Here is a 13458-nt window from a genome sequence, read left to right on the forward strand (position 1 = left end):
CTACCAGCTGCCGCTGGCCCCGCCGCCGGAGGATCGCCCGCCACCGAAGGAGGACCGGCCCGAGCCCGAGGAACTGTCCGACAGGCGCGGGATGCTGCGTTCCTCGGTGAAGGCGTGGCCGCATTGTTCGCAGGCATAGTCGATCCGCTTGCGGCCCTCGCGGCTTTTCGTGGCGCTTTCAAGAACGGTCGTGGTCGAGCCGAGCGTGCGGAAGCCGCAGGCCTTGCATGTGCCGTGACCCGAGAAGATGCGCGGCCAGCGCGTGATTTCCATATGCGTGCAGCCCGGGCATTCCCAGACGTCGTAGTCGACCGAGGCGAGGAATTCCTCCAGCCGCTGGCCGCCGCTCAGATGCTGGTCGTCCAGCGCCTCGTCGCTTTGCCGGACCATCGCGCGGCCGCAATCGGGGCAGTCGCGCGGGCGATGGCGCCGCCAGGCGCGCCAGGCGCTGGCCGCGCCCCAGGCCGGCAGCACCAGCAGCGCAAGGGCCCATTCGCCCATGCGGGAAACCATGTCCCCGAGAAAGCGCCAGATCGTGCCCAGGCCGCGTTGAACCGTGCCCTGCGCGTATTCGCCGGGGCCTGCGCCCGCGATCTCGCGGATGGTCGCCTCGACGCCGACAAGGATGCCGTCCTGGTAGCGCTCGCGCACGAAAAGGGGCAGGAACTCCGTGTCGATCACGCGCGCCATGTCCGCGTCGCGGGAAAAGCCGTAGCCGGCGCCAAGTTCGATCCGCATCTCGCGGTCGCGTTCGGAGACGAGGATCAGCACCCCGTCGTTGCGGGTCGCATCACCGATGCCCCAGTCGTTGAACAGCGCGGTGGCGAATTCCTCGTTGGTGGAGCGGTTGCCATAGGCGATGCGGCTTTCGATGGTGAGCAGCGTCATCTCGATGCCGGTGGCATCATACAGCTCCTCGAGCTGCCCGCGCACCCGCGCCTCGGCCTCCGGGTCCAGAAGGTCCGCGTAATCGTTGACGTACAGATCCTCCCAGCCCGGCAGGTCGCCCGCGCGCTGGCCCAGCGGGCCCGTGGCGCTGCCCGGCGGGTCCAGTTCCGCCGGGGCCCGCGCGACGCCCGGCTGCACCACGGGCGCGGGCGCGTTCAGCCGGCCGACGGTGTAGCCAAGGCCAAGCCCCAGCGCGACAAGACCCGCCAGCGCCAGAAGGATCCAGCGCGGCAGGCCGGGCGGCATCTCAGCCGCGCCCCACGAAGGGCATGGCGGTCGCCATCACCGTCATGAACTGCACATTCGCTTCCAGCGGCAACTCGGCCATGTAGAGCACCGAGCTTGCCACATGCCCGGGGTCCATCGTCGCCTCGGCCCGGATCGTGCCGTCGGCCTGCATCACGCCCTTTGTCATGGGCATGGCCATCTCGGTCAGGGCGTTGCCGATGTCGATCTGCCCGCAGGCGATGTTGAAGCGCCGCCCGTCCAGGCTGAGCGTCCTGGTCAGGCCGGTGATCGCGTGTTTCGTCGTGGTGTAGGGCACCGACATGGGCCGCGGCGCATGGGCCGAGATCGAGCCGTTGTTGATGATCCGCCCGCCCTGCGGATCCTGCGCCCGCATCTGCCGGAAGGCTGCCCGCGCGCAGAGGAAAGCGCCGTGCAGGTTGACGTTCAGCACCTTGAGCCAGTCCGCGACCGGGATCTCGTCGATGGGGCGGGGGGCCACGTTGTTGCCGGCGTTGTTGAAGAGCATGTCGACCCGCCCGAAGCGCCCGGCCGCGGCGGCGAAGGCTTCGTCGACCTGGGCTTCCTGCGACACGTCGCAGGGCAGGCAGAGCGCGTTGGCATGGCCCGCAGCCACCTCTTCGAGGGCCGCGGCCCGGCGCCCCAGAAGCGCGACGTTCCAGCCCTTTTCGAGGAAAAGCCGCGTCACCGCCATTCCCAGCCCCGAGCCCGCGCCCGTCACAACCGCCGTCCTGCCCATGCGTCGTCTTCCTTCCCGCTTGCGAAATCCGACGCGACTATAGGCGGTGGGGCGCATGGGGCAAGCGGCGGCTGCCCCCGCCTCAGCGGTACTTGCGGAACCAGTCGCGGTTGGCGCGGACGAACCCCTCGATCATCGCGGTCAGCCCGCCGAATTGCAGCCGCTTGAGATAGAGGAACCCCGCCAGCCCGCCGATGGCCGCGCCGATCACGTCGACGATCAGGTCGCCCATGGTGTCGGGCAGGCCCGATTTCTGCATGTTCAGCCCGAAGAAACTGTCCATCGCGAACTCGAAGATCTCCCACATGACGCCGATCGAGACGGCGAAGCAGAAGGCGATCACCCCGATCGCCCAGGGCGGCGCGGCATAGCGGTCGCCCTCGAACAGCATGAAGGCGAACAGGAAGCCCACCAGACCGAAGCCGATGGCGGACCCGCCATGCAGCGCCACGTCCCACCACCAGTAGCGGTTGTAGAAATCCAGCGCCTCGCCCAGGAAGATCGTGGCGAAGACGAAGACGGTGATCGCGGCGATGAAGCTGGTGGGCAGGCGGATCGCGAAGCGGCTGGCCAGCCGGTGCGGGATCGCCGCAAGCCCCATCGTGGCCATCGCGATGAAGGCCAGCGACCAGCGGCTCTCGATCAATGCGACGACCAGTTCCACGGCCAGAACGGCGTAGATCAGCTGGACGATACGGATGGGGTCGGCAAGCCCGGGTCTCATGGGAAAGAGGTCGTGCATCGGAAGCGGCGCTTCAAGCCCCGATGACAATTGCGCGACCCGCCCCCATATTGGCGCCATGAGCCAGGCCCCCACCCCGTCGCTTGTCGCGGCCGCCGCGCTGCGGATCGCCAGCTACAACATCCGCAAATGCGTCGGTCTCGACTGGCGCCGCCGGCCCGCGCGGGTGATGGAGGTGATCGACGCGCTGGGGGCGGACGTGATCGCCCTTCAGGAAGCCGACCGCCGCCTCGGGCCCCGCCGCGCGGCACTGCCGCACGACATGGTGGCCCGGGCCGGCTGGCATGCCCTGCCCGGCCATGCCGCGGGCGGCGTCAGCCTGGGCTTTCACGGCAACGCGATCCTGTTGCGCCCCGAGGCAGAGATCGAGGAACTGGCCCCCCTGCACCTGCCCGCGCTGGAACCGCGCGGCGCGCTGGTCGCGGATATCCGCCTGCGTGGGCGCGGGCTGCGCATCGTCGGCGTGCATCTGGGCCTGCGCAGGCGCGACCGCCGGCGGCAGATCATGGCGATCGCCGCGGACCTGGCGCTGCGCGATCCGCGGCCCACGATCATCATGGGCGATTTCAACAGCTGGGGCGGCGCCGAGGATTTCGCGGCCCTCGGCCCCGGCTTTGCCGTGCACGCCCCCGGCCACAGCTTTCACGCCGCCCGGCCGCTGGCCCCGCTCGACCGGATCGTGACCGGGCCGGGCGTCACGCTGACCGCCCATGGCGTGCACCGCGACGGTCCCGCGCCGCGCGCCTCGGACCATCTGCCGATCTGGGCGGATATCGCGGTCTGAGACGTTCTGCCGCTTCGGGGTTGCGGTCAGCCCCCCGGATGCTAGGGTCCGCGCCACCGAAAAACCAACAACAACAGGGGAAGCCATGTCCAGACCTCTCGTCGCAACGCTCGCCTCGGCCGCCGTTTCAGCCGCGCTGCTGGTCGCCGCCACCGCCGCCCACGCGCAGGAGGACGCCGCCTGCGGCACGGTGCGCTTCTCGGATGTGGGCTGGACCGACATCACCGCCACCACCGCCCTGACCACGACCGTGCTCGAGGGGCTGGGCTACGAGACCGACGTCAAGCTGCTGTCGGTGCCGGTGACCTATGCGTCGCTTGCCAACAACGACATCGACGTTTTCCTGGGCAACTGGATGCCCACGATGGAGGCCGACATCGCCCCCTACCGCGAGGCGGGTACCGTGGACACCGTGCGCGAGAACCTGACCGGCGCCAAGTACACGCTGGCGGTCAGCAAGATGCTGGCCGACCAGGGCCTTAACGATTTCGCCGACATCGCCGAATTCCGCGACCAGCTCGACGGGCGCATCTACGGGATCGAGCCGGGCAATGACGGCAACCGCCTGATCCTCGAGATGATCGAGGCCGACGCCTTCGGGCTGTCGGGCTTCGAGCTGGTGGAAAGTTCTGAACAGGGGATGCTGGCGCAGGCCGAACGCGCCGCGCGCCAGGGCGACGGGATCGTGTTCCTGGGCTGGGAGCCGCATCCGATGAACGCCAACCTGGAGATGGTCTACCTGACCGGCGGCGACGACTGGTTCGGCCCCGACCTGGGCGGCGCCACGGTGCTGACCAACACCCGCGCCGGCTATGTCGAGGCCTGCCCGAATGTCGGCCGGCTGCTGCAGAACCTGGTCTTCAGCCTGGAGATGGAGAACGAGGTGATGGGCGCGATCCTGAACGACGGGCAGGAAGCCGAAGACGCGGCCACCGCCTGGCTGGGCGAAAACCCGGCTGTGCTGGAGACCTGGCTCGACGGCGTCACCACCCGCGACGGCGGCGACGGGCTGGCCGCGGTCCGCGCAAGCCTCGGGCTTTGAACGCCGTTGCGGGGGCCCATCGCCCCCGCCGCCGCTGATCCGAGGGCGCGCCCCCGATGATCGACTGGATCGAGAGCAACAAGATCCCGCTCGGCCGCTGGGCCGAGGCCGGGGTGGACTGGCTCACGTTGAACGCGTCCTGGTTCTTCGACGGTCTTGCGGTGCTGCTGCGCGGGATGATCGGCGCGGTGCTCTGGGTGCTTCAGGCGCCACCGCCGCTGGTGGTCGTGGCGCTGGTGGCGGCGCTGGCCTGGTATCTGCGCCGCTCGACCGCCTTTACCGCCTTCACGCTGCTGGGCCTCTTGCTGATCATCAACCAGGGCTACTGGGAAGAGACGACCGAGACGCTGGCGCTGGTCCTGTCCTCGACGGCGATCTGCATGGGGCTGGGGGTGCCCATAGGCATCCTGGCGGCCCGCCGCCGCTGGCTGTTCGCGCTGCTGCGGCCGGTGCTCGACCTGATGCAGACGATCCCCACCTTCGTCTACCTGATCCCGGCGCTGGTGCTGTTCGGGCTGGGCATGGTTCCCGGTCTGATCGCCACCGTGATATTTGCCATCCCGGCGCCGATCCGGCTGACCCATCTGGGCATCACATCTACCCCGAAGGCGCTGGTCGAGGCCGGGGAAGCCTTCGGCGCGACGCGGACCCAGCTTCTGCTGCGGGTGCAGCTGCCCTACGCCATGCCGCAGATCATGGCCGGGCTGACGCAGACCATAATGCTGTCGCTGTCCATGGTGGTGATCGCCGCCCTTGTCGGCGCCGACGGGCTGGGCGTGCCGACGCTGCGGGCGCTGAACCAGGTCAATATCGGGCGCGGCTTCGAGGTGGGCGTCGCGATCGTGCTGGTGGCCATCATCCTCGACCGGCTGTTCCGCAAGCCCGGGGCCGGCACATGAGCCGGGACATGATCGCGCTCGACCGCGTGTCGATCGCCTTCGGCGACGCGCCCGACCGCGCGCTGCCACTGATGGATGCGGGCCGCGACCGGGCCGAGATCCGCGCCGCCACCGGGCAGATCCCCGGCGTGCACGACTGCTCGCTTTCGGTCGCGGAAGGCGAGATCGTGGTGCTGATGGGCCTTTCGGGGTCTGGCAAGTCCAGCCTGATCCGCGCGGTCAACGGGCTGAACCGGGTGACCCGCGGCGAGGTGCGGGTCTGGGACGGGCACGCACATCTCGATGTCACCCGCGCCGATGCCCGCACCCTGCGGCGGCTGCGCACGACGCAGGTCGCCATGGTGTTCCAGCAGTTCGGCCTGCTGCCCTGGCGGACGGTGCGCGACAACGTGGCCTTCGGGCTGGAACTGTCGGGCGTCCCAGTCGCCGAACGGAACCGCCGGGCCGAGGCGCAGCTGGAACTGGTGGGCCTGTCGGGCTGGGGCAACTGCCGGGTGCAGGAACTTTCGGGCGGCATGCAGCAGCGCGTGGGGCTGGCGCGGGCCTTCGCGACCGAGGCGCCGATCCTTCTGATGGACGAGCCGTTCTCGGCACTCGATCCGCTGATCCGCAACCGGCTTCAGGACGAGTTGCTGGGCTTCCAGCAGCGCATGGGGCGCACGATCCTGTTCGTGAGCCACGATCTCGACGAGGCGATGAAGCTGGGCAGCCGCATCGCCATCATGGAGGAAGGGCGCATCGTCCAGACCGGCACCCCGCAGGAGATCGTGCTGGCGCCAAAGACGGATTACGTCGCCGATTTCGTCGCCCACATGAACCCGCTCGGCGTGCTGCGCGCCCGCGAGATCATGGAGCCACCGGGCGACCTGCCGCCCGACGCGCCGGGCATCGCGCCCGACACCCCGGTCAAGGAGATCCTGCGCCGCCAGATCGGCCATCCCGGCCCGCTGGCCGTGATCGAGAACGGCGCTCCCATCGGCCGCATCACCCGCGAGGGCAGCCTGCGGGCGCTGCTCGATCTGGGGAACGGGCGCGGCACTGACGGGACAGACGGCGGGGCAGATCGCGGGCCAGATCGCGGGCCAGATCACGGGCCAGATCACGGGCCAGATCACGGGGCAGACGCCCCGGGCACCTAGATGGCCGTGATCGCCACCGCCGCGAGATAGCCTTCGGTCGCGCCCCTCTCGCACAGCCGCGTGCCCGACGTGGTCACGGCGGACGTCGCCGCCGCCACGCCCAGCGCGCAGGCATCGGGCGTGGTAGCGCCCCGCGACAGGGCCAGCACGAAACCCGCAACGAAGCTGTCGCCTGCGCCGACGCGGCTGACCACCTCCACGTCCGGGGCATGGCAGAGCCAGCGGCCCCCGGCTTCGGCCACGATCGTGCCCTCGGCGCCATAGGCGATGGCGACGATCCGCGCCGCGCCGCGCAGGACCAAGGCCGACGCCAGGTCGGCGGCATCGGCAACGCTGGCAAGCGGGCGTGCGGCAAGGGCCTCGGCCTCGACCCGGTTCATGCGAAGCGCCACGAGCGGCGATGCGCCGCCGCGCGCGGCCCGGGCCAGCGCGGGGCCGGAAGTGTCGACCACAAGCCCCGCGCCGCGCGCCGCAAGATCGCCCGCCAGCGCAGGAAAGAAATCCGGCGGCACCCCCGGCGGCAGCGAACCCGAGGCCACCACCAGGTCGCCCGCCCGGACCTGCCCCAGGATCGCGGCGGCGGCGGCAACGCAATCGGCCCCGGTCCATTCCGGGCCCGGCAGCATGAAACGGTACTGGCGCCCGGTCCGGCCCTCGGTCACGTTCAGGGTCTGGCGCGTGGGATGCCCGACGCCGAGGTCGTGCACGGTGATGCCCTCGGCCTCGATCATGGCGCGCATCACCGCGCCAACGGGGCCACCCAGCGCCACCATCGCTTCGGCCCGCCCCCCCAGATAGGTGACGGCCCGCGCGACATTCACCCCGCCGCCGCCCGGCTCGTTGCGCGGAAGCGAGCAGCGCAGCTTCTCGTCGGGGCGCAGTTCCGGCGTCTCGGCCGCGACGTCGAGCGCGGGATTCAGGGTCACGGTCAGGATGCGGGTCCAGGTCTGGGTCATGGCGCCAGTCTAGGCGCAGATGGCGGGCTGTCCCAGCCCCCTCGCGCGGTGCGGACCGGCCTGTGGGCACGCTTGACTCCCCGCCTTCGAGGCGCATTATTGAGAACATAACAGGAACATTTCGACTCATCCGAAAGGCCGCGCCATGCATTCCGATGCCGCCAGCCTGCTTGACCGGCTGTCACTTTCCCCCCGTCCCGGACGCGGCGTCACGCGCCTGGGGCTGGGCCTGCCCGCGCCCGACGCCCGGCTGGAGGGCGGGCTCGCGCTGGGCGCCCTGCACGAGATCCGCGCGGCGGAGGCGCGCGACATCGGCGCGGCCACGGGGCTGGTCGTGGCCCTGCTGGCCGGGCTCTGCGCCCGCAGCGGGCGCGACCGGGTGCTCTGGATCAGCGATCCCGCCACGGCGCGGGACGCGGGCCTGCCCTGCCCGGACGGGATCGCGCAATACGGGCTCGACCCGTCGCGGCTGACGCTGGTGCACCCGGTGGACGTGAAATCCGCCCTCTGGGCCGCCGAGGAAGGCGCGCGCTGCACCGATCTGGCGGCGGTGGTGCTGCATCTTCACGGCAACCCACCCCTTTTCGACCGGGTGGCGGGGCGGCGGCTGATGCTGCGGGCGCAGGAAAGCGGCGTCACCGTGCTGGTCCTGCGCCAGAGCGGCGTGGCCGAGGCGGGCGCGGCCCTGACCCGCTGGCGCGTGGCGCCGCTGCCCTCGCCCCCCGATCCCGAGTTTCCCGAAGGGCTCGGGCTGCCGCAGCACCGCCTGATCCTGGAACGCAGCCGCACCGGCCAGACTGGGGACTGGCCGGTCATCTGGAACCCCAAGCGCAGGGCTTTCGACCATGGCCGCATCGACACGCCGCCGAAGGATCCTCTCGATCGCCTTCCCGCATCTGCCCACCGACCGGATCGCGCGGGCCAGATGGGGCAGGTCGTGGATCTCCGACGGACGCCCTGAGGCGCCGCCCCTCGCGGTCACCGACATGGTGCAGAACGCGCTGCGCATCGCAGCACTCGAGCCGGGCGCCGAGGCGCTGGGCCTGAACGTCGGCCAGACGCTGGCCGATGCCCGCGCGATCCGTCCCGACCTGGACGCGGTGGCGATGGACGCGCCGGCGGACGGGGCGCTGCTGGCCGCGGTCGCGGGCTGGTGCGAGCGCTATACGCCGCTCACGGGGTTGTCGGCGCCGGACGGGCTGATGCTGGACGTGAGCGGCTGCGCGCATCTGCTGGGCGGCGAGGCGGGGCTTCTGGAGGATGTGACGGCGCGGCTGACCGCGCAGGGGCTGAACACGCGCGCGGCGCTGGCGGGCACGCCGGGCGCTGCCTGGGCGTTGGCGCGCTTCGGCGGTCCGCGGATCGCTGCAAGCGGGGAAGAGGCGGCGGCCCTCGCCCCCCTGCCGCTGGCGGCCCTCAGGGTCGCGCCGCCGATCGCAGCGGGCCTGGCGCGGGTGGGCTTGCGCACGGTGGGCTGCATCGCCGATCTGCCCCGCGCGCCGCTGGCCCGCCGCTTCGGCGCGGGGCTGCTGACCCGGCTCGACCAGGCGCTGGGCCGGGCCGAGGAGGCGATCTCGCCGCTGCGCCCGGCACCCGACCTGGCGGCGGAGCGGCGCTTCTTCGATCCGATCTCGCACCAGGACGACATCGCGCGTGCAACCGCGCTGCTGGCCGAGGCGCTGGCCCCCCTGCTCGAGGCGCGGGGCCTGGGCGCAAGGCGGCTGGAGCTGCGGCTGTTCCGGGTCGATGGCGCGGTCGAGCGGCTGGCGGTCAGCGCCGCGCGCCCCCTGCGCGACCCAGGCCGCATCGCGGGGCTGTTCCGCGACCGGGTCGCCGGGCTGCGGCAGGAAATCGAGGCCGGCTTCGGCTTCGACCTGGTGAAGCTCGCGGTGCTGGAAAGCGAGCGTTTCGGTGGGGTTCAGGGCGACATGATCGCGGGCGGCCGCGCCGAGGACGGCTTCCAGGCGCTGGTCGACCGGCTGGGCGCGCGGCTGGGGCCCGAGCGCGTGCGCGGCTTTGCAGGCGCCGAGACGCATATCCCCGAACGCGCCTTCGGCACGTTGCCCCTGGGCAGGCTGCGGCCGGGCACGCCCGCGACCGGGCCGGCCGCGGGCCAGCCGGTGCCGCCCCTGACCCGGCCGCTGTGGCTGCTGGCGCGGCCCGAACCGCTGGAGGCGCTGGCCGAGGTGCCCGACGGCCCGCCGCTGCGCTTCCGCTGGCGCAGGACCGGCTACGAGGTCGCCCGCAGCGAGGGGCCCGAGCGCATCGCCTGCGAATGGTGGCGCGACGGGCGCGGGGCGATGACGCGGGACTATTTCCGCGTCGAGGCCCGCGAAGGGCACCGTTTCTGGATGTTCCGCCATGGGCTTTACGCCCGCGAGACGGTGCGCCCGCGCTGGTACATGCACGGGGTCTTCGCATGAGACGGGCCATCAGGGGGCGCGCCGCGCGGGGGGCATCGAGCCCCCCTTGCGGCGGGGGGCGCGGGGCGCCCCGTCCCACCGCCGCGGGTGCCGCACGGGCATGCGGCGCATGCCCCGCCGGGGCGGGGGCTCGATGCCCCGGCCCCGGCGCGCCCCATCAGGGGGGCGGTCGATGAGGCGCGAACTGCCCCCCGGACCGGTGGAACTGGCCGCCGCCTCGAACTTCTCCTTCCTGCGCGGCGCCTCCCATCCCGAGGAGATGGTGGGACAGGCCGCGGCGCTGGGTCTGGCCGGGATCGCCATCGCCGACCGCAATTCGGTCGCGGGCGTGGTGCGCGGCCACATGGCGGCCAGGGAGGCCGGCATCGCCTATGTCCCGGCCTGCCGGCTGTGCTTCACCGATGGCAGCCCCGAGATCATCGCCCATCCCGAGGACCGGGGCGGCTGGGGCGCGCTCTGCGAGCTCTTGACGCTGGGCAAGCGCCGCGCGCCCAAGGGCGAATGCCACCTGACGCTGGCCGACCTGCTGGATCATGCGGGCGGCCTGCTGCTGACCGTGGTGCCCCCCGCCCGCCCGGACGGGCCGCTCGATGCGACGCTTGCGGCCCTGGCCGCAGCCTGCGGGGACCGGGCGCATCTGGGCCTGACGCGGCTGCAGGGCCCGGGCGATGCGCGGCGCATGGCCGGGCTTGCCGCCCGCGCCGCGCGCCACGGGCTGCCGCTGGTGGCACTGGGCGACGCGCTTTACCATGTGCCCGAGCGCCGCCCGCTGCAGGACGTGCTGACCTGCATCCGCACCCACCGCAGCCTGGCCGATGCCGGTGCGCTGCTCGAGCCCAACGCCGAGCGGCACCTGCGCCCGCCGGCGGAAACCGCGCGCCTGTTCCGCGCCTGGCCGCAGGCGCTGGACACGGCCCGCACCCTGTTCCGCCGCGCGCGCTTCTCGCTGGAAGAGCTGCGCCACCAGTATCCCGAGGATCCGGTCTTCGACGAGCTGGGCGGCGTGGCCCTGCCGTCCCAGGAATCGCTTGAACGGCTGACCGCGCTGGGCCTGCGCCGCCGCTGGCCCGGGGGCGTGCCGCGCAAGGTGGAGAAGGCGGTCGCGCACGAGCTTGGCCTGATCCGCCGGCTCGACTACGCGCCCTATTTCCTGACCGTCTACGACATCGTGCGCTTTGCCCGGTCGCGCGGGATCCTGTGCCAGGGCCGCGGCTCGGCCGCCAACTCGGCCGTGTGCTACGCGCTTGGCATCACCGAGGTGGACCCGGACAAGGTGGACCTGCTCTTCGAGCGCTTCATCTCGGAGGAACGTGGCGAGCCGCCCGACATCGACGTGGATTTCGAGCATGAGCGCCGCGAGGAGGTGATCCAGTACATCTATGCCAAGTACGGCCGCGCGCGCGCGGGGCTGGCCGCCACCGTCATCACCTATCGCGCCAAGTCCGCGATCCGCGAGGTGGGCCGCGCCTTCGGCCTGTCGGACGACGCGATCGCGGCCATCTCGGCCACCAAGTGGGGCAGCTGGTCGAAGGAGGTGGACCCCGAGGATGCGCGCCGCGCAGGGCTGGACCCCACGGACCCGCATCTGGGCCAGATGCTGGACCTGGCGCAGCAGATCGTGGGCTTTCCGCGCCACCTGAGCCAGCATGTCGGCGGCTTCGTCATCACCCGCGACCGGCTGTCGGCGCTGGTGCCGATCGAGAACGCGGCGATGGAGGACCGCACCATCGTCGAATGGGACAAGGACGACCTCGAGTCCCTCGGCATGCTGAAGATCGACGTGCTGGCGCTGGGCATGCTGAGTTGCCTGCGCAAGGCGCTCGACCTGCTCGCGCGGCATTACCAGCGCTGGGAAACGCTCGCCTCGATCCCCGACGGGGACACGGCGACCTATGACATGATCTGCCGTGCCGACACGGTGGGGGTGTTCCAGATCGAGAGCCGGGCGCAGATGACCATGCTGCCGCGGCTGAAGCCGCGCTGCTACTACGACCTGGTGATCGAGGTGGCGATCGTGCGGCCCGGCCCGATCCAGGGCGACATGGTCCACCCCTATCTGCGCCGCCGCCAGGGACTGGAGGAGGTGGTGTTCCCGAAGGAGGAGCTGCGCCAGGTGCTGGGCAAGACGCTGGGCGTGCCGCTGTTCCAGGAGCAGGCGATGAACATCGCCATCGTCGCGGCGGGCTTTCCGCCCGGAGAGGCCGACAAGCTGCGCCGCGCCATGGCCACCTTTCGCCGGGTCGGCACGATCGGCAGCTTCCAGAAGCGCATGGTCGAGGGGATGGTCGCGAACGGCTATGACCGCGACTTCGCCGAGCACTGCTTCCGCCAGATCGAGGGGTTCGGCGAATACGGCTTTCCCGAAAGCCACGCCGCCAGCTTCGCGCTGCTGGTCTATGCGTCCTGCTGGCTGAAGGCGCATTACCCCGACGTGTTCTGCGCCGCGATCTTGAATTCGCAGCCGATGGGCTTCTACGCGCCCGCGCAGCTGATCCGCGACGCGCGCGAGCACGGGGTGGAACTGCGCGAGGTGGACATCAACCATTCCGACTGGGACTGCACGCTGGAGCCGGACGCAGCCCCCCAGCCGGTGGCCATGGCGCACCAGCAGCTTGTCGGCACGATGAAGAACGCCCATGCCGTGCGGCTGGGGCTGCGGCACGTCAAGGGGCTGGCCGAAGGCGACGCCGCGCGGCTGATGGCGCGGCGCGGGCGCGGCTATGACAGCCTGCGCGACCTGTGGCTGCGCTCTGGCCTGAGCCGCGCCGCGATCGAGGCGCTGGCCGAGGCGGATGCCTTCCGCTCGGTGGGGCTCGACCGGCGCGCGGCGCTGTGGGCGGCCAAGGCGCTCGACCCCGTGGGCTCGGCCGAGCGGCTGCCGCTGTTCGCCACCGAGCGCGACATCGAGTTGCAGCACGAGGCCGAGCTGCGCCTGCCGCCGATGCCGCTGGGCGAGCATGTGATGACCGACTACCGCGCGCTGCGCTTTTCGCTGAAGGCGCATCCGATGTCCTTCCTGCGGCGCGAGCTGGACCGCCGCCGCCATGTCCGCACCGAACGGCTGGCGCGGATGAAAAGCGGCGCCTGGGTGAACGTGGCGGGGCTGGTGCTGGTGCGCCAGCGCCCGGGCACCGCGAAGGGCGTCGTCTTCGAGACCATCGAGGACGAGACCGGGGTCGCCAACATCATCGTCTGGCCGAAGGTGTTCGAGACCCACCGCGCGCTGGTGCTGGGCGCGCGCTGCATCAGCGTGCGCGGCCGGGTGCAGGCGCAGGACGGCGTGGTGCATGTGGTGGCCCATGCGCTGAGCGACCTGACGCCCCTGCTGCTGGAGATCGACGCCGCCGACCTGGGCCATGCGGCGCTTGCCAATGCCGACGAGGTGCGCCGCCCGGTCGAGGAGGACCCGCGCGGCGGGCGGCACAAGGCGGGCTCGGCGCTGGCGCGGCTGCTGGCCGCGGCCCCCGAATTGCGCGGCGATGCCGAGACCATGGCCCGGGCGCGGGCGGCGCTGCCGCGGGGGCGGAACTTCCACTGAAC

At 71.7% G+C, this 13458-nt stretch carries 11 protein-coding genes; 7 read left to right on the forward strand and 4 right to left on the reverse strand.

Annotated features, from left to right (window positions below):
• The 3 genes from HMH01_RS12060 to HMH01_RS12070 form a co-directional block, all read right to left on the reverse strand.
• On the reverse strand, positions 1-1194 hold the full coding sequence (locus tag HMH01_RS12060) for a TPM domain-containing protein (protein WP_171325891.1): 1194 nt from the start codon (positions 1192-1194) through the stop codon (positions 1-3).
• A gap of 1 nt (position 1195) precedes the next feature.
• Entirely contained in the window at positions 1196-1933 is a 738-nt protein-coding gene (locus HMH01_RS12065; protein WP_171325892.1) for an SDR family oxidoreductase, read from the reverse strand.
• 82 nt (positions 1934-2015) lie between these two features.
• Entirely contained in the window at positions 2016-2657 is a 642-nt protein-coding gene (locus HMH01_RS12070; protein ID WP_171325894.1) for a DUF2238 domain-containing protein, read from the reverse strand.
• A 76-nt stretch (positions 2658-2733) separates the two neighbouring features.
• On the opposite strand from HMH01_RS12070, the gene HMH01_RS12075 reads away from it, so the two are divergent.
• The 4 genes from HMH01_RS12075 (at position 2734) to choV (ending at position 6539) form a co-directional block, all read left to right on the forward strand.
• Positions 2734-3459 carry an endonuclease/exonuclease/phosphatase family protein gene (locus tag HMH01_RS12075; protein ID WP_171325896.1) on the forward strand — a complete coding sequence of 242 codons (726 nt, stop codon included), beginning with the start codon at positions 2734-2736 and terminating at the stop codon, positions 3457-3459.
• Positions 3460-3544: 85 nt separating this feature from the next.
• Positions 3545-4501: a choline ABC transporter substrate-binding protein gene (locus HMH01_RS12080; protein WP_171325898.1), complete on the forward strand. Its 957-nt coding sequence runs from the start codon at positions 3545-3547 to the stop codon at positions 4499-4501.
• Between the two features lie 59 nt (positions 4502-4560).
• Positions 4561-5400, forward strand: a complete 840-nt coding sequence (choW, locus tag HMH01_RS12085) for a choline ABC transporter permease subunit (RefSeq protein ID WP_171326584.1) — start codon at positions 4561-4563, stop codon at positions 5398-5400.
• Positions 5397-6539: a choline ABC transporter ATP-binding protein gene (gene choV / locus HMH01_RS12090; RefSeq protein WP_171325900.1), complete on the forward strand. Its 1143-nt coding sequence runs from the start codon at positions 5397-5399 to the stop codon at positions 6537-6539. The genes choW and choV overlap by 4 nt, the downstream gene beginning before the upstream one ends.
• Here choV and HMH01_RS12095 read toward each other — a convergent pair.
• Positions 6536-7495, reverse strand: coding sequence for a 1-phosphofructokinase family hexose kinase (locus HMH01_RS12095; protein ID WP_171325902.1), 960 nt, complete (start codon positions 7493-7495; stop codon positions 6536-6538). The genes choV and HMH01_RS12095 overlap by 4 nt on opposite strands.
• A gap of 145 nt (positions 7496-7640) precedes the next feature.
• On the opposite strand from HMH01_RS12095, the gene HMH01_RS12100 reads away from it, so the two are divergent.
• The 3 genes from HMH01_RS12100 to HMH01_RS12110 all read left to right on the forward strand — a co-directional run bounded on the left by HMH01_RS12100 (position 7641) and on the right by HMH01_RS12110 (position 13456).
• On the forward strand, positions 7641-8456 hold the full coding sequence (locus tag HMH01_RS12100; protein WP_171325904.1) for an ImuA family protein: 816 nt from the start codon (positions 7641-7643) through the stop codon (positions 8454-8456).
• A complete protein-coding gene (locus tag HMH01_RS12105) occupies positions 8341-9918 on the forward strand; it encodes a Y-family DNA polymerase (protein WP_171325906.1) in 1578 nt (525 codons plus the stop codon). The genes HMH01_RS12100 and HMH01_RS12105 overlap by 116 nt, the downstream gene beginning before the upstream one ends.
• A 172-nt stretch (positions 9919-10090) precedes the next feature.
• A complete protein-coding gene (locus HMH01_RS12110) occupies positions 10091-13456 on the forward strand; it encodes an error-prone DNA polymerase (protein WP_171325908.1) in 3366 nt (1121 codons plus the stop codon).
• Positions 13457-13458 lie beyond the last annotated feature (2 nt).

Source organism: Halovulum dunhuangense, assembly GCF_013093415.1.
Classification (GTDB): domain Bacteria; phylum Pseudomonadota; class Alphaproteobacteria; order Rhodobacterales; family Rhodobacteraceae; genus Halovulum; species Halovulum dunhuangense.